Raw genomic sequence first — 14,869 nt, forward strand, 5'->3', positions numbered from 1 at the left:
ACGGCAAATCTGCGCGGGAGCAACTTTGCAGGCGCGCCCGTCCATGCCGGGGAAAAAGTAAGGGGTGCAGCGCTGGCTGGCCGAAGGCCCTGCCGCGCGGCGTTGGGATTTTGCGGTTGCGGGCCGTCCCCGCTCAAGGCATACAGCAGGCTATGCAATACCTTTCGGCAGGCCTGATTGGACTGGTGACCGGCATCATCAGCGGGATGTTTGGCGTGGGGGGCGGCATCATCATGGTGCCGGCCATGCTGTTTTTCCTCAGCCCGCCCATACGGGACATCAAGCAGGCCATTGGTACGTCGCTGGTCATCATGATTCCCACCGCGCTGATTGGGGCCTGGCGGCATTACAAGCCGGACCCCCTGCTGAGCAACATTCATTGGGGCACCGCCTGGATGATCATCCCCACCGCGCTGGTGGGCAGCTATTTTGGCGTCTGGATTGCCCAGCAAATGACGGTGGACAACCTCAAGCGCGCCTTTGGCGGCCTGCTGGTCATCATGGGCCTGCGCCTGATTTTCTTCAAGTAATCGCCGAGGGCGGCGGCGGGGCCACCGGCGGCACGCCCCCTGCCTGGTTGACATAGACGGTTTGCGTCGGGAAGGCAAACTCGATGCCGGCCTCATCAAAACGGCGTTTGACCTCCAGGTTGAGGGCGTGCATGCCCTCCACGTATTCCTTGTACACCAGCCCTTTCCACCAATGCACCACCAGGATGTCCAGTGAATAGGAATTGAACTTTTGGAAGGCCACAATCAAATCGGCCGTCATGGGGTGTTTGCCATAGACGTCTTTGAGAATGTCGGTGGCCAGTTGGATGCGCTCGGGCGGCGTGTTGTAGTTGATGCCGATGTACATCAGCGTGCGAATGTTCGGCCGGCGCGAGATGTTGGTGATGGTGGCATTGGCAATGGTCTTGTTGGGCACGGTAATCAGGTGCCCGTCCAGATTGCGGATGCGGGTGCTGCGCAGGCCGATGGTCTCGACGTTGCCATCCACGTTATCCATGGTGATGCGGTCGCCGATGCGGAAGGGTTTGTCGGCAAAAATGGACACGGCGCCAAACAAGTTGGCCAGAGTATCCTGCGCCGCCAGGCCCAGCGCCAGGCCGCCAATGGACAGGGAGGCCAGCATGCCGGTAATCTGGAAATCGAGGTTTTGCGCCGTGACGAGGATGGCCACCAGCACGATGAACACCTTGAGCGTTTTGCGAATCACCGGGAACAACTGGGCATTGAACTCCTTGTTCTCCTCCTGCACCCGGCTTTGGAGATGCCGCATGAAAATATCCACCGCTCGCACGGCCATGTAGGTGATGGACCACGCAATGACCAGCTTCAAACCCTTGGAGAGGTACTTGGAAACCCAGGCCGGCCAGTCAAAAACGTTGAGGCCGACATGCATCAAAATGACAAACACAATGACCTTGACCGGCCCCTTGAACAAATCCACCAGCAAATCGTCCAATTGCGTTTCGGTCTTTTGCGTCCAGCGGCGCAGCAATTTTTGAAAGATGAAATCCACGCCGCGCGAAGCCAGCCACGCCAGACAGATGTAAATCAGCGAGGCCAGGTATTTCCACAGGGCATGGCCCAGGAAGGGCTGGCGCAGGGCTTCATATTGGTCGAGGCCGAAGCTCAAGAGAAAATCCCGGTTCACCCCCAGCTTGCTGCTCAGCGCGTCCAAAGTGTCGCTGGTATGCTCCGCTGCCGCCACAATATTGGTGGCGGGGGCGGGCGGGTTGGTGGCGGTTTGCGCCGCCGCCCAGACCGAGGCCACCAGCAAAACCAACAACACCGCAATCAGACTGTGATAAATAACCTTAAAATTCTTCCACATACGCATGGCCCTCAATAAAGCCACGAAACACCCAAGGCTCAAGTCCTAAACGTGCCAGCAGAAACCTTTCAGACGGCCGCTACGCTTTTTCCACCTCCGCCTCCAACAGCCAATCCTCCCCCACCCGCCGCCAGCGCGGATGCGCCAGCCGCAAGATGTCCTGCCATCCCGCCGCCCCCCGGCCGGCCACGGCACGCCGGGAGGCGCCACCGCCCAGGATTTTCGGGGCGTAGAAGAAGGCGATGCGCCGGGCCAGCCCCTGGAATAGAAAGGCGGCCTGGGTCTCGCCGCCGCCTTCGACCAGCAAGGCGGTGACTTCCTCCGCGCCCAGCCGCTGCAACAGGTGAAGAAGGTCAAATCCCCCGGCAGTCAACGGCACTTTCCAGACCACCGCACGCTCGGCCAGCGCCTGCAGGCGTTTTGGCGGCGCATTCGGGCCGGCCACAATGAGGGTTTCGGTATGTTCCGCCGGTTGCAAAACCTGCGCTGACAACGGTGTGCGGGCACGCGGGTCCAAAATAATCCGCCGCCAGGGATGCAGGCGTTGCTGGAGCTGTGGGACGCGCAGGGTCAACGCCGGGTCATCCGCAAGAATGGTGTTCACTCCCACCAAAATGGCATCATGCGCCAATCTTAATTTCATGCCTTGGGCGCGCGCCGCATCACCGGTAATCCATTGGGAGCGGCCGCCCGCATCGGCCAGTTTGCCGTCCAGTGTCATCGCCGCCTTGACGGTGACAGCAGGCAGGCGATGCACCACCCAATGATTGAAGGCCCAATTTAACCGCGCCGCCGGCTCGGCCAGCACGCCTGCCTCCACCCGGAGGCCCGCCTGCCGGAGCAGTTCCAAACCGCGGCCGGCATGAGCCGGATTGGGGTCGGTGGCCGCCACCACCACGCGCCGGATGCCGGCGCGGAGGATGGCCTCCGTGCACGGCGGGGTGCGCCCGGTGGTGCAACAAGGCTCCAACGTCACATAGAGGGTGGCCCCGCGCGGGGAGGCTCCAGCCTGTTGCGCGTCCGCCAAGGCCTCAATTTCCGCATGAGGCGCCCCTGCCCGCCGGTGCCAGCCACGCCCCAACACCCGCCCGCCGCGCACCAACACCGCGCCCACCATGGGGTTGGGCGAGGTGCAGCCCCGTCCCCGCCGGGCCAGCCTCAAGGCCTGCCGCATGAATATGACATCCTGAGGGTCCGGCTGCATAAGCGCGGGCAGGGTCTAGCCTTTAATCATGAAGAGGGCCTCAGCAAATTGCTGCGCGTCAAAGGGCTGCAAGTCGTCCGGCTGCTCGCCCACGCCAACGAATTTGACCGGCAGGCCCAATTCCTTTTGAATGGCCACCACCATGCCGCCTTTGCTGGTGCCATCCAGCTTCGTCACCACCAGGCCCGTGACGGGCACGGCTTTGGAAAATTCCCGCGCCTGCAACAGCGCATTGGTGCCGGTGCTGCCGTCCAGCACCAGCAGCACTTCGTGCGGCGCACCCTCCATTTTGCGGCCAATGACCCGATGCACCTTCTGCAGCTCCTGCATCAAATTGTGCCGGGTATGCTGCCGCCCGGCGGTGTCTACCAACAGATAATCCTTCTTTTGCGCCAGGGCGGCCGTCACGGCATCATGCGCCACGGCCGCCGGGTCCGCTCCGTGGGCGCCGGCAATCACGGGCACCTGCAGCCGCTGTCCCCAGAGTTTGAGCTGCTCGACGGCCGCGGCGCGGAAGGTGTCGCAGGCCGCCAGCATCGGCGCCAGATTATCCTGCTGGGCCCGCCAAGCCAGTTTGGCCGCGGTGGTGGTCTTGCCGGTGCCGTTGACCCCCACCAGTGTGACCACGGTCAAACCGGGGACACGCTTCAGCCCGGGGTTGGGCACCTTCATGCTCGCCGCCACCTCCCGCGCCGCGATGGCAAAAACATCCAGACCGGCGCTGCCTTGCGTTTCGTAGGCCTGCTTGACGGCCGCGATAATCTGCTGGGTCATGGCGACCCCCAAATCGGCCCCCAGCAGCGCCGCCTCCAGCTCCTCCAGGGAATGACCGGTGAGCCGCGGCGAACCCGTGACGATGCGCTTGATTTCATGAACCAGTTGGTCGGTGGTCTTCTTCAGCCCCGCCTTGATTTTGTCAAAAAAACCCATGTGTGTTCCTTTACCACTCCCCGGACCCGCAAACAAAAGCCGGCGCGCCCATGGCATTAAACCTCGGCCATGCGCAACCGTGAGCGCCGTTGATTGGCCACGGTGCGCATCTCTGCCACGTGGGAATAAGGCAGCTTGATGGTGCCAATAAGCGGCCGGCCCTTGTTAAATCCATGGCAGTCCGAGCCGCCGGTAACCAGCAACTCATGCTGCTCGGCCAACTGCACATAATGCTCGCTGGTGGCCGGCGAGTGCCGGCTGTGATAACATTCGATGCCATCCAGACCCGCTTCCACCAGCGGCACGATGATATCATCGGAGCGATTCAATCCGGGATGCGCCAGCACCGCCACGCCGCCCGCCCGGTGAATCAATTGTATGGTATCCACCGCGCTCATGCGGAACTTGGGCACCCAGGCGGGGCGATTGCGCTTGAGAAAACGCTCGAAGGCCTCCTCCTGGCTGGCGCAGAAGCCCGCCTCCACCAGCGCCCGCCCCACGTGGGGACGGCCCGGGGAGCGGCAGTTGGCCAGCTTGAAAACCGCCTCCGCGTCCAAGGGGATGCCCAGCCCGTTCAAGCGGCTAACCATTTCCCGGATGCGATCCTGCCGCACGTTCTGAAACTTGCCCATCTCGGCGCGGAGCTGCGGGTCATCGGCCTGCAAAAAGTACCCCAAAATGTGAATCTCGGCGCCGTCCAGCTCCGCGGTCAGCTCGGTGCCCGGGATGCACTCCATGCCGCAGGCGGCGCAGGCCGCCGCCAGCCGGGCGCAACCTTCCATCGTATCGTGGTCGGTCAAGGCCAGTACCGCCAGCCCGCGTTGACGCCCTTCCTGCACCAGTTGCTCCGGGGTGAACGTGCCATCAGAAAAGACGCTGTGTAGATGTAAATCCGCAAACATGACTGCGCTTAAGTTATCACGGATAACGGCCCGCTCAATCCCCGTTTTGCGGGGCTTTCTTCATCACCTGCCGCGCGGGGCGCAAAATCTCGCTCTTGACCTTGTCCAGAATGCCATTCACAAACTTGCCGCTGTCCTGCGTGGAAAACTTCTTGGCGATGTCCACGGCCTCATTGATGCTCACCACCGGCGGGATGTCCTCCCGGTGCAGCATTTCATAAATCGCCAGCCGCATGATGTTGCGGTCCACCACCGCAATCCGCCGCAAATCCCAATTCCGGCAAAACTTCTGAATGAGCGCATCCGCCTCTTCCCGATGCGCAATGGCCCCGCGAATCAGCGGGTCGGCAAACGCGCGGACGGCCAGTTCCTCGGCCGTGGGAGGCGGCAACGGCCGGCTCTCGCCCCAGGTCGCCTTGCCGTGCTCCTGCTCCAGCAGGACCTGGCGTTGCGTCTGCCAGAATAATTCCAGCGCCGCCTCGAGGTCTTCCGGCGGATTCAGGTCATATTGAAACAGGAATTGGACCGCTCGTTCGCGGGCTTCACGTCGCTTGCCCATGGCGCCATTGTGCCTGAAGCCTTTTGCAGGGCAAACGGAAAAACAACCCCCCGGCGATTGGCCCGGCGACTGGCTTTGGCGCGGCCCGCGTTCACCCGGCATGGGCGGGATCAGTTCTGGCTGCCATTCCGGGCCTTCCATCGGCCAACGCGCGGCCAGTAACTCCATCCCAGCAGGCCCGCAGTCGCCCCCACACAGGCCCACCCAAACCAATCCCCGTGGCGATGATAGAACGTTAGAGCCGCACCGCCCTGGGGCGGCAGCGGCACCGCCGCCACATGCCAACCCTCCGCGTAAATGGAGGGAGGCTCGCCCCCCCCATGACTTTCCATTTCCCGCAGCCGGCCCAATTCATCCACCCAGCAGGTCCGCCCGTTGTTCGTGCAGCGCACCAGCGGGCGCCCGGTTTCCACCGCGCGAAACACGGCATTGGCGGCATGCTGGTACTGGGCGGCGCTTTCCCGGAACCATCCGTCATTGGTGAGATTCAAAATCAAATCCGTGTCCGCCGCCACCGAGCGCCGCACCAGGCCTGCCATGACATCCTCAAAGCAAATCAGCATGGCGGCTCGCACCTTCGCCCCGCCCGCCGCCGTCAGGGGCCATTCAAAATGCACCGCCTCAGCCCCCGGCTTGAATCCCTCCCCCACCGGCAGCAGCCGTTTCAGAAATGGCAGCCAGCGGGCCAGCGGCGCATACTCCCCGAACATGACGAGATGCCGCTTGGCATAGCGGTTTTTAATCACCCCTTCGGACGAAATGAGAAAGGCGGAATTGTAATAGGCGACCTCGCCGGTCCCGGTGGCTTCCGCGTCATCACTACCGACCACCATCCAAACGTTGCTGGCACGCGCCAGCCCGCTGACGGCGTGCCATACGTTCGAGTCAAACCGCAAAAAACCGGGCGATGCCGCTTCCGGCCAGACCAGCAGGTCCGGCCGTGAGCGCAGCGCCTCCTGCGAAAGCCTGACCAACCGCCGCAGCCGGGCCTCATCCTCGCGGCTGTCCCAAATCAAGGTTTGGGGCACGGCGGGCTGCAACAAGGCCAGGCGCACCACCGGCGCCGAGGGAGCGGAAAGGTGCCGGTAACATTCTCGCGCCCCCCACAACCACACCACCGCCACCACGGCAGCCGGCACCAGCAATTCGCCGGTCAACCAGCCCCGCCGCCCGGGAAACCGGGCCATCCCCGCCGCTGCCACCACCAGGGCCAGCGAAGTCCACACCATGACGAAGGACAACCCATAGACGCCGGTGACTTTCGCCAGTTGCACCAGGGGCAGCAGGGTGTATTGCGAAACGCCCAACAAATTCCAGGGAAAACCGGTGAGCAGCCGGGCTCGAATCATTTCCAAGCCCACCCAACCCACTGCTGCGGCCACCATCCATGCCATGCGCGTGAGCCGGGGCAGCGTCAAGAGCCGCGCCAGCCCGCGGTCCCACGCCCAACCTGGCTCCCCCTGGCTTACCGGGCCTGTGCCGGGCAACATGCGCAGGCAGGCCCAAGTCCACACCCCGTGGTACAATGCCAGATAGGCGCACAAAGCCAGCCATCCCACCACCGGCCAGAAGGCCACCGGGATGAGTAACAACCAATAAAGCGAAATTGCCCAATAGACCAGGCCCCCCCAAAATCCCGCCCAAAAGGCCCGGCGGGGAGAACATCCCAAGACGGCCACCGCCATCAACCCCGGAGCCACCCAGGCCAGTCCTGCCACTTCCGCCTTGGGAAACGCCGCTGCCAGCATGGCGCCCGCCAGCACGGATTGAAACACGGGATGTCGCAAACCCTTTTTCCAACCGAACACCACGCCAGGAGAATGCCGTGCCCCGCAAGGCGTTGCACGCAAAAAGCAACGGCGGCGCGGGCGCCTGCCTTGCCCCCCTGCCCCCGCCACGCGGCCACCGCCCCATCCGCTGGAGGGGGCAGAGGGCCACTCCGGTCCCCGGCGAAACCAAGGCGCCGGACCGTCTCCGGGAGTTGCGGGGCCAAAATTGGGGCGGAATGAGGGTTGACAAGTCCGGGGAAGCGGCTAGTGTACCGCGCTTTAGGTTGAACAATGGTAATGTGAGACTGAATCCGTAGAGACTATGCCGAATACAAAATCTGCAGAACGCCGCGTGCGCAGCAGCGCCCGGCGGCGCCTCCGCAACCGCAAGGTCAAGCTCGGCCTGAAGACCCTGCAAAAAGAATTGAACACGCTGGTGGCCGCCGGCAAAAAGGAAGAGGCGGCCGCTGTTTATCGCAAGGTCAGTTCGGCCCTCGACAAGGCCGCCAAGGGCGGGGTCATCCCCAAGGCGACTGCCAGCCGCAAGCGCTCCCGCCTGGCCCATCGCGTCAATGCGGTGAAATAACACCCGGCTCCGCCGGTGACATTCTTTTTCCGGGGCGGCCCCTTGCGGGCCGCTTTTTTTACTCACCCTCCTGCCGCAAGAAAACGTGGCTGGTTCCACGGCTCCGGGAAAGTCGCCCCCCCTCTTTTCGTTTCTTGCCGCGCTTCAGCCACCATCGGCCTTGTTGCCAGAGGTCATGCTGACCCCCAAGGCACGCGCCGGCTCCCCGCTGCTTGCCCGCTTAGACCGGCGGGCTTTTGAACACCAGCACCGACAAGGGCGGCAAAAGAATGGCCGCTGAAAACGGCTGGTGATGCACGCAATACGGCTCGGCCTGCACCCCGCCCAGATTGCCCTGGTTGGAGCCGCCGTAAATGGCCGAGTCGCTGTTCAGCACTTCCTGCCAATAACCGGGCCGCGTCAGCCCCACGCGGTAGTGCTCGCGGGGCACCGGCGTCAAATTCAGCACCACCAACAATTGGGTGGCGCCGTCGGGGGTTTGGCGCATGAAGGTTAACACGCTGTGCTCGGCGTCGTTGCAGTCCACCCAGAAAAAGCCTTCGCGGTCATAGTCGCCCACCCACAAGGCCGGCTCCTGGCGGTAGAGCTGGTTCAAGTCCTGCACAAACCGCTGCACACCGCGGTGGTAGGGGCCTTCGTCCAAGAGCCACCATTGCAAGCCGCTGTTTTCATTCCACTCGCCGCTCTGGCCAAATTCGCCGCCCATGAAGAGCAGTTTTTTGCCCGGGAACAGCCATTGATAGGCCAGCAGGGCGCGCAAGTTGGCAAACCGCTGCCAGTCGTCTCCCGGCATGCGGCCCAGCAGGGAGCGTTTGCCATGCACCACCTCATCATGCGACAGCGGCAGGATGAAGTTTTCCGAGTAATGGTAAATCATGGCAAAGGTCAAATCGTTGTGATGGTATTTCCGGTAGATGGGGTCGCGTTTGAAGTAATTCAGCGTGTCGTGCATCCAGCCCATGTTCCACTTGAAGGAAAAGCCCAGCCCGCCCAGATAGTCCGGGCGCGTCACCTGCGGCCAGGCGGTGGATTCCTCGGCAATGGTCACCACGCCCGGATGTTCGGTGTGCACCAGATGATTGAAATGCCGCAGGAATTCGACGGCCTCCAGGTTTTCATTGCCGCCGTAAGGATTGGGCAGCCATTCCCCCGGTTTGCGCGAGTAATCCAGATAGAGCATGGAGGCCACGGCATCCACCCGCAAGCCGTCAATGTGATAGCGGTCGCACCAGAACAGCGCGTTGGCCGCCAGGAAATTCCGCACTTCGTGCCGGCTGTAATTGAAAATCAGGGTGCCCCAGTCGGCGTGCGCTCCTTTGCGGGGGTCTTCGTGCTCGTACAAGGCCGTGCCGTCAAACCGCGCCAAGGCCCATTCATCCCGCGGGAAATGCGCCGGCACCCAGTCCACCAGCACCCCGATGCCTGCCTCGTGCAGGGCGTTGACCAGGTATTGAAAATCCTCGGGCGTGCCATACCGGCTGGTGGGCGCGTAAAAGCCGGTGACCTGATAGCCCCAGGAGGGATAATAGGCATGTTCACTGACTGGCAGGAATTCCACATGGGTAAAGCCCATCTGCCGCACATAATCAATCAGCGGCCCCGCCAGTTCGCGATAGCTGAACGACTCCGCAATGTTTTTCTTGCGCCAGGACCCCAGGTGCACCTCGTAAATGCTCATGGGCGACTTGAAAGGATTGACCTCGCGCCGCTGTTTCAGCCAGGCCTCATCCGTCCATTGGAACCGGCGATTGTTCCAGACGATGGAGGCATTTTTGGGGGCCACCTCGAAGAAGAAGCCATAGGGGTCGGCGCGCAGCCGGATGGCGCCATGCACATCGCGAATCTCAAACTTGTAATGCGCCCCCTCCCCCACGCCGGGAATGAAAATCTCCCACACCCCCGAAAGCCCCATCAGGCGCATGGGGTGGCAGCGCCCATCCCAGCCGTTGAAGTCCCCCACCACACTGACCCGGGCGGCATTCGGCGCCCACACGGCAAAGGCCGTGCCCGGCACGCCGTCAAACGTCCGCAACTGCGCCCCCAGTTTGTCGTAAATCCGCCGCTCATTGCCCTGATTGAACAGATACAAATCCGCCTCGCTCAGGGACGGCAAAAAGGAATACGGGTCCCGCGTGACGCGCGTGCGGCCCTGTTTGTCGGTGATGATTAAATCATAGGCATAGACCTCCCGCGCTTGCGTGGTGAGGCCCTCGAAAATGCCCGCCGGGTGGATGAGTTTAAGTTCAAAGGACGGCTTGGACGGTTCATGCACCGGCCGCAGCTCCACCCGCGCAGCGTCTGGAATCATGGCGCGGGCCACCACGCCCATGCCGTCGCCCAGCGGATGCATGCCCAGAAGCTGATGGGGATGGGGATGGAGCAACTGCACCAGACTTAGCAGCTCGGCCTCAGTCAGAATCATAGCGCGGCCATTATGCCTCAACCTGCCGCCGGGAGCAGTAAAAAATTGCAGGCGGCGACTGCGGCCGCACCCCACTTTCCGCTTGGCCTGCTGGCGAACCGGCGGCTAAGCTCCCCGCGTTTGAGGATGCTGCATGGCGTTGCGTTTATTTAACACCCTCACGCGCCGCGTGGAGGATTTTCAGCCGCTCGACCCGGCGGGCCGGCGCGTGGGGCTTTATTGCTGCGGGCCAACCGTCTATGACCTGGCCCACATTGGCAATTTCCGCACGTTTGTCTTTGCCGACCTGGTTCGCCGTTACCTCGAGTTTCGCGGTTACACCGTCACCCATGTGATGAACATCACCGATGTGGAGGATAAAATTATCCGCCGCGTCCGCGAAACCGGCCTCAGTCTCAAAGATTACACCCGCCGCTACGAGGAGGAGTTTTTCCGCGATTTCGATGCCTTGCGCTGCCGCCGCCCGCATCACACCCCGCATGCTACCGAGCACATCCCCGAAATGCTGGCACTCATTGACCGGCTCATGCACCGCGGCATCGCCTATCGGGCGCCGGACGGCTCCATTTATTTCAGCATCGAGAAATACCGCGGTTGCGGGTGCTGCTACGGCCAACTGGTCAACCTGGATTTGCAGCAGCTCCGCCCTGGCGAGCGCGTCAGCCACGATGAATACGCCAAAGAATCAGTGGCCGATTTCGCGCTCTGGAAAGCCCGCGCCCCCGAAGACGGCGAGGTCTTCTGGCCCAGTCCCTGGGGCGAAGGCCGCCCCGGCTGGCACATCGAGTGCAGCGCCATGAGCATGAAATGGCTCGGCCCCGCCTTTGACCTCCACCTTGGCGGCGAGGATTTAATCTTCCCGCATCATGAGGACGAAATTGCTCAAAGCGAGGGCGCCGCTGTGCAACCGCCCGGCCAGCGTTTTGTCAAATACTGGCTCCACGGCGCGCATCTGCTGGTGGAAGGCCGCAAAATGAGCAAATCGCTGGGTAACTTCTTCACGCTGCGCGATTTGTTCCAAAAAGGCTTCAACGGCCGGGAAATCCGTTATCTCCTGCTCACCGCCCACTACCGCGAAACCTTCAATTTCACCCTCGACGGCCTGGCCGGCGCGCGCACCGCCCTCAGCCGCCTGGATGAATGTCTGGGCAAGTTGCGCGAGCTGGCCGGCACGCAGCCGGCCGCGCCTGACGACAACCTGTTGCAACCGTTCACGCGCGCGCTGGATGATGACCTCAACATCGCGGCCGCCTGGGGCACGGTGTTTGAGTGGGTGCGCGAGTGCAACCGGCTGATAGCCGCCCGGCAAATGGCCCCGGCTCAGGCCGCCGCAGCACTGGCCGCGTGGGAAAAAGTGGATGAGGTGCTCGGCGTAAGCGCGGCGGCCGAAACCGCCATACCGCCGGAAATTATGGAGCTTGCCGCAGCCCGCCAGGCCGCGCGCAAAGCCAAAGACTTTGCCCGCGCGGATGCCCTGCGTCAGGAATTAAAAACCCGCGGCTGGCTGGTGGAAGACACTCCCAAAGGCCCCAAATTGAAACCGGTTTAACCGCGCGCGGCGGGGACGGTTCTCAGGGCAGCCGTTTCCACAAAAAGCCCATGATTTGCGTGACCAATGCCGGCTGGCCCTCAGCGCCGGGACGGAAAACGAAGTTTTGCTCCACCCCCTGTCCCCCCGGCAGTTGGAGCACCGCTGTCAAAGTGGCCGAGCCTGCGCCCGCCGGTTGCGCCGGTCCCACCACCAGCACACAATCCGCGCTCCCCTGCTGTGCGGCGCTCGCTGCCGCCAGCTTGAGGCGCTCCGGCCCGGCTGCCAGCCGTTGCCATTGCTCGGCAGGCACCCCCAAGGTCCGATATAAAACCGCTTCCGCCATGGCCGTCCACCCTTGCGGGATGGTTTCCCGGGCGTGCGCGGCCCGCCCCAGCGCCGCCATGACACTGCCGCTGCTGCCCATCTCCACCACCGCCAGCCGATGGCCTCGCTCTTTTAACCGCCGACAAATCACCTCTTCCAACGTCTCCGGGCTGGTGGCGTAAATGTTGTCGCCCAATACTTGGAACAACTGCTCCTTCAAAGTCTCCAAGGCCTGCCGCGCAGCGGGCGAATCCTCCGGCAGTGTGAAGGTAAAATCCACCCGGCTGCCTTCAAACGTGCTGCCCACCAACACGCCGGGAGGCATTGTCAGTTTCTGCTTGATGGTGTGGTCAATTTGGGACTGCCCCACCCCCAGAAAGCGCACCAGCAAACTGCTCGGCTGCGCGCGGATACCATAATGCTGCCTTAAAAAAGGAAGCAATTGCTCGCGCACCATCGTCTGAAGTTCCCGCGGCGGCCCCGGTAGCGCAATGACATGCCCCTGCTCCAAATCAAAAATCAAGCCGGCGGCTGTCCCCACATTATTTTTCAGATAACCGCCACGCACCGGCACCTCGGTTTGCCGGCGCAGGTTGGGACGCAGCTCGGCCTCGGGCGTGCCAAAGCGGCGTGCCATTTCGCGCAACAAGTCCGGGTTTTCCTTCAGCGGGATGCCCGTGCATTTGGACAGCGTCTGCCGGGTGATGTCATTATCCGTGGGCCCCAGCCCGCCGGTGACCAGCACCAAATGCGCCTTGTTGGTGGCCTGGCGCACCGCGGCCGTCAAATCCTCGTCCAAATCATCCACGATACTGACCCCCACGCATTTCAGTCCCAGCGGCAGGAGGGTCTTGGTGATAAATGGGGTGTGGGCATCGGCCACGGCGCCCTCCAGCAATTCCCCGCCCGTGATGATGAGGTAATAAGCGCGATGGGTGGCATTGCTGTCCGCCGCGGCTCCTCTCCAAGGCGCCAGCAACATCACGCCCACCACCAGCCAGATATAACCCTTGCGCATAAACTCATTTTGATTTGGTTAAAAAAGCCCGCAAACCGCCCAAATCGTCAGTATTCAGCAAATCCACGCCCGCCGCCTGCAAGGCCGCCCACATCGGCGGGTTGTCGGGTGTTGCCCAAAACCGGAGGCGCCGTCCCTGTTGATGGGTCCGCTGCACCAGCTCCCGCAACTTCTGGCGCTCCTCCTCCGGCATGTCACCCGTCCCACGCCAGCGGAAATGCAAAATCCAGTTATCGCTGATTAGCGGCATCAAATGCGGCGAAGGATTGCGCTCCAAATCCGCCAGCCGCCCGTCAATTGCCACCCACCGCCAGGGTTCCGCCGCCACCCGCGCCGTCGGCCGGTTGCCCGATAAAATCACCGTCACTGCGCCGGGTACAGTGCTGGTGGGGGTAAAATGAGTCAACATGTTGGTGTAGCCCGCCAGAAGGTTGCGCAGCACCGCATAGGTGGCTTCCGCTTCGGATTTCAGGTCAATCATCAAGGTCACCACCGGCCCCTGCGGATAGACGCGCCCGCCGTTCTGCCGCACCCGCTCCTGCAAAGGGTCCAGGTACAAGCGTTGCAACGTGCGGTCCGGCCGCGCATCGCGGCGGTCGTGCGCCACCAAAAGCTGGCCCTCCACCAGCCAAATATCGGCCTCCACGCTGCAAAAACCATGCGCCAGCGCATCAAGCAACGGCCGCTCATGCTCGTAGTCGTTGTGCGCATGAGCCTGCGGAAGCGGTGATGGACCAACTGGCGCTGCTGCGTTGGCCCCAGCCACCAGCCAAACGAGCAGGACAACTCCGTAGCGCAGCCGTCCCCGGCTGCGGGTCGGCGCACCGTCCCGGTGCGCCATCTTTTCCGGCGGCGGGACGCCTGCGCTACAACTCAAGCCAAGTGAAGAAAGAACCGCAGGGGACGCCAATCTTCCCACCAGGTTAAATCCACAACTGGAACCTGCAAACTGCATGCACTCTTTGTAGCGCAGCCGTCCCCGGCTGCGGGTCGGCGCACCGTCCCGGTGCGCCGTCTTTTCCGGCGGCGAGACGCCGCCTTCACTCGCAGGCGAGACGCCTGCGCTACGACACAAGCGCGGCCCAACGCAAGTTACTTGTTCAAACATTGCTTTGGTGATACTCAATGGATGAAACCATTATTAACATGACAGATCAGACGCCGCCAGATCATCTTCTGACTGGCTTTCATTCCCGCAACAGTCTCCCCCATTTGAAACGCGAAGGAGCAACCTATTTTGTTACCTTCCGCCAAGCTGGCACCCTGCCAAAAGCGGTGCTTATTCGTTTCAAAAAAGAACGTGAGGCAATTCTCCAACGAGCCGTGGCTGAAAAACGACCGCTCACCTGGCATGAACAAAAAGAACTATTTCAGTGGTATTCCAGCCGCGTGGATCAATACCTTGATTGTGGTTACGGTACCTGCCATCTGCGGCGCCCTGATGTGGCGGCACTGGTTGCCAAGGCCCTGTGCTATTTCGCCGGCCAGCGCTATCAATTACAGGCGTGGGTCATCATGCCCAATCATGTTCATGCAGTCGTTCGGCCCATGCCAGGGCACACGTTGAGTCAGATTTTACATAGTTGGAAGTCCTATTCGGCGCATCAAATCAATGCGTTGCTCTCTCTAAAAGCATCGCCTTTCTGGCAAAAAGAATCGTATGACCACTTGATCCGGGATGAAGACGATTTGCTGCACTGTTATTCTTACACCGTCATGAATCCTGTTAAAGCAGGCCTTTGCTCCGTGCCCGAAGCCTGGCCTTGGAGCAGCGCCCATGCGTAG

General features: G+C 62.2%; 13 protein-coding genes. 4 read left to right on the forward strand and 9 right to left on the reverse strand.

Annotated features, from left to right (window positions below; genetic code table 11):
* The first annotated feature begins 152 nt into the window (after positions 1-152).
* Positions 153-530 carry a sulfite exporter TauE/SafE family protein gene (locus NXS98_RS10410; RefSeq protein ID WP_283844903.1) on the forward strand — a complete coding sequence of 126 codons (378 nt, stop codon included), beginning with the start codon at positions 153-155 and terminating at the stop codon, positions 528-530.
* Here NXS98_RS10410 and NXS98_RS10415 read toward each other — a convergent pair.
* The 6 genes from NXS98_RS10415 to lnt all read right to left on the reverse strand — a co-directional run bounded on the left by NXS98_RS10415 (position 523) and on the right by lnt (position 7,221).
* A complete protein-coding gene (locus NXS98_RS10415; protein ID WP_283844904.1) occupies positions 523-1,839 on the reverse strand; it encodes a mechanosensitive ion channel family protein in 1,317 nt (438 codons plus the stop codon). The two genes, NXS98_RS10410 and NXS98_RS10415, sit on opposite strands and share 8 nt — an antisense overlap.
* Positions 1,840-1,918: 79 nt before the next feature.
* On the reverse strand, positions 1,919-3,043 hold the full coding sequence (ribD, locus tag NXS98_RS10420; RefSeq protein ID WP_283844905.1) for a bifunctional diaminohydroxyphosphoribosylaminopyrimidine deaminase/5-amino-6-(5-phosphoribosylamino)uracil reductase RibD: 1,125 nt from the start codon (positions 3,041-3,043) through the stop codon (positions 1,919-1,921).
* 15 nt (positions 3,044-3,058) lie between these two features.
* A complete protein-coding gene (gene ftsY / locus NXS98_RS10425) occupies positions 3,059-3,973 on the reverse strand; it encodes a signal recognition particle-docking protein FtsY (protein ID WP_283844906.1) in 915 nt (304 codons plus the stop codon).
* Positions 3,974-4,029: 56 nt separating this feature from the next.
* Entirely contained in the window at positions 4,030-4,875 is an 846-nt protein-coding gene (locus tag NXS98_RS10430; RefSeq protein WP_283844907.1) for a PHP domain-containing protein, read from the reverse strand.
* A gap of 34 nt (positions 4,876-4,909) precedes the next feature.
* Entirely contained in the window at positions 4,910-5,434 is a 525-nt protein-coding gene (nusB, locus tag NXS98_RS10435) for a transcription antitermination factor NusB (protein WP_283844908.1), read from the reverse strand.
* A 110-nt stretch (positions 5,435-5,544) separates the two neighbouring features.
* Positions 5,545-7,221, reverse strand: coding sequence for an apolipoprotein N-acyltransferase (gene lnt, locus NXS98_RS10440; protein WP_283844909.1), 1,677 nt, complete (start codon positions 7,219-7,221; stop codon positions 5,545-5,547).
* Between the two features lie 304 nt (positions 7,222-7,525).
* On the opposite strand from lnt, the gene rpsT reads away from it, so the two are divergent.
* Positions 7,526-7,789 carry a 30S ribosomal protein S20 gene (gene rpsT / locus NXS98_RS10445; RefSeq protein ID WP_283844910.1) on the forward strand — a complete coding sequence of 88 codons (264 nt, stop codon included), beginning with the start codon at positions 7,526-7,528 and terminating at the stop codon, positions 7,787-7,789.
* Between the two features lie 220 nt (positions 7,790-8,009).
* On the opposite strand, the gene glgB is transcribed toward rpsT, so the two are convergent.
* Positions 8,010-10,211: a 1,4-alpha-glucan branching protein GlgB gene (gene glgB, locus NXS98_RS10450; protein ID WP_283844911.1), complete on the reverse strand. Its 2,202-nt coding sequence runs from the start codon at positions 10,209-10,211 to the stop codon at positions 8,010-8,012.
* A 133-nt stretch (positions 10,212-10,344) separates the two neighbouring features.
* On the opposite strand from glgB, the gene cysS reads away from it, so the two are divergent.
* The gene (cysS, locus tag NXS98_RS10455) at positions 10,345-11,760 is read left to right on the forward strand and encodes a cysteine--tRNA ligase (protein WP_283844912.1); all 1,416 of its coding nucleotides are present in this window, start codon (positions 10,345-10,347) and stop codon (positions 11,758-11,760) included.
* A gap of 22 nt (positions 11,761-11,782) precedes the next feature.
* Here cysS and NXS98_RS10460 read toward each other — a convergent pair whose 3' ends face one another.
* The gene (locus NXS98_RS10460; protein ID WP_283844913.1) at positions 11,783-13,084 is read right to left on the reverse strand and encodes a competence/damage-inducible protein A; all 1,302 of its coding nucleotides are present in this window, start codon (positions 13,082-13,084) and stop codon (positions 11,783-11,785) included.
* A gap of 4 nt (positions 13,085-13,088) precedes the next feature.
* A complete protein-coding gene (locus NXS98_RS10465; protein WP_425499956.1) occupies positions 13,089-13,925 on the reverse strand; it encodes a phosphatidylinositol-specific phospholipase C/glycerophosphodiester phosphodiesterase family protein in 837 nt (278 codons plus the stop codon).
* A 284-nt stretch (positions 13,926-14,209) separates the two neighbouring features.
* Between NXS98_RS10465 and NXS98_RS10470 the strand changes: the two genes are divergently transcribed.
* Positions 14,210-14,869 carry an REP-associated tyrosine transposase gene (locus NXS98_RS10470; protein ID WP_283844915.1) on the forward strand — a complete coding sequence of 220 codons (660 nt, stop codon included), beginning with the start codon at positions 14,210-14,212 and terminating at the stop codon, positions 14,867-14,869.

The sequence above is a fragment of the Fontisphaera persica genome, from assembly GCF_024832785.1.
GTDB lineage: Bacteria > Verrucomicrobiota > Verrucomicrobiia > Limisphaerales > Fontisphaeraceae > Fontisphaera > Fontisphaera persica.

Bases quoted from the DNA above. Each gene is read 5' to 3' on its own strand.
- NXS98_RS10460 (WP_283844913.1), bottom strand. From the start codon at position 13,084: ATGCGCAAGGGTTATATCTGGCTGGTGGTGGGCGTGATGTTGCTGGCG.
- NXS98_RS10470 (WP_283844915.1), top strand. From the start codon at position 14,210: ATGGATGAAACCATTATTAACATGACAGATCAGACGCCGCCAGATCAT.
- ribD (WP_283844905.1), bottom strand. From the start codon at position 3,043: ATGCAGCCGGACCCTCAGGATGTCATATTCATGCGGCAGGCCTTGAGG.
- glgB (WP_283844911.1), bottom strand. From the start codon at position 10,211: ATGATTCTGACTGAGGCCGAGCTGCTAAGTCTGGTGCAGTTGCTCCAT.
- nusB (WP_283844908.1), bottom strand. From the start codon at position 5,434: ATGGGCAAGCGACGTGAAGCCCGCGAACGAGCGGTCCAATTCCTGTTT.
- NXS98_RS10465 (WP_425499956.1), bottom strand. From the start codon at position 13,925: ATGGCGCACCGGGACGGTGCGCCGACCCGCAGCCGGGGACGGCTGCGC.
- cysS (WP_283844912.1), top strand. From the start codon at position 10,345: ATGGCGTTGCGTTTATTTAACACCCTCACGCGCCGCGTGGAGGATTTT.
- rpsT (WP_283844910.1), top strand. From the start codon at position 7,526: ATGCCGAATACAAAATCTGCAGAACGCCGCGTGCGCAGCAGCGCCCGG.
- ftsY (WP_283844906.1), bottom strand. From the start codon at position 3,973: ATGGGTTTTTTTGACAAAATCAAGGCGGGGCTGAAGAAGACCACCGAC.
- NXS98_RS10410 (WP_283844903.1), top strand. From the start codon at position 153: ATGCAATACCTTTCGGCAGGCCTGATTGGACTGGTGACCGGCATCATC.
- NXS98_RS10430 (WP_283844907.1), bottom strand. From the start codon at position 4,875: ATGTTTGCGGATTTACATCTACACAGCGTCTTTTCTGATGGCACGTTC.
- NXS98_RS10415 (WP_283844904.1), bottom strand. From the start codon at position 1,839: ATGTGGAAGAATTTTAAGGTTATTTATCACAGTCTGATTGCGGTGTTG.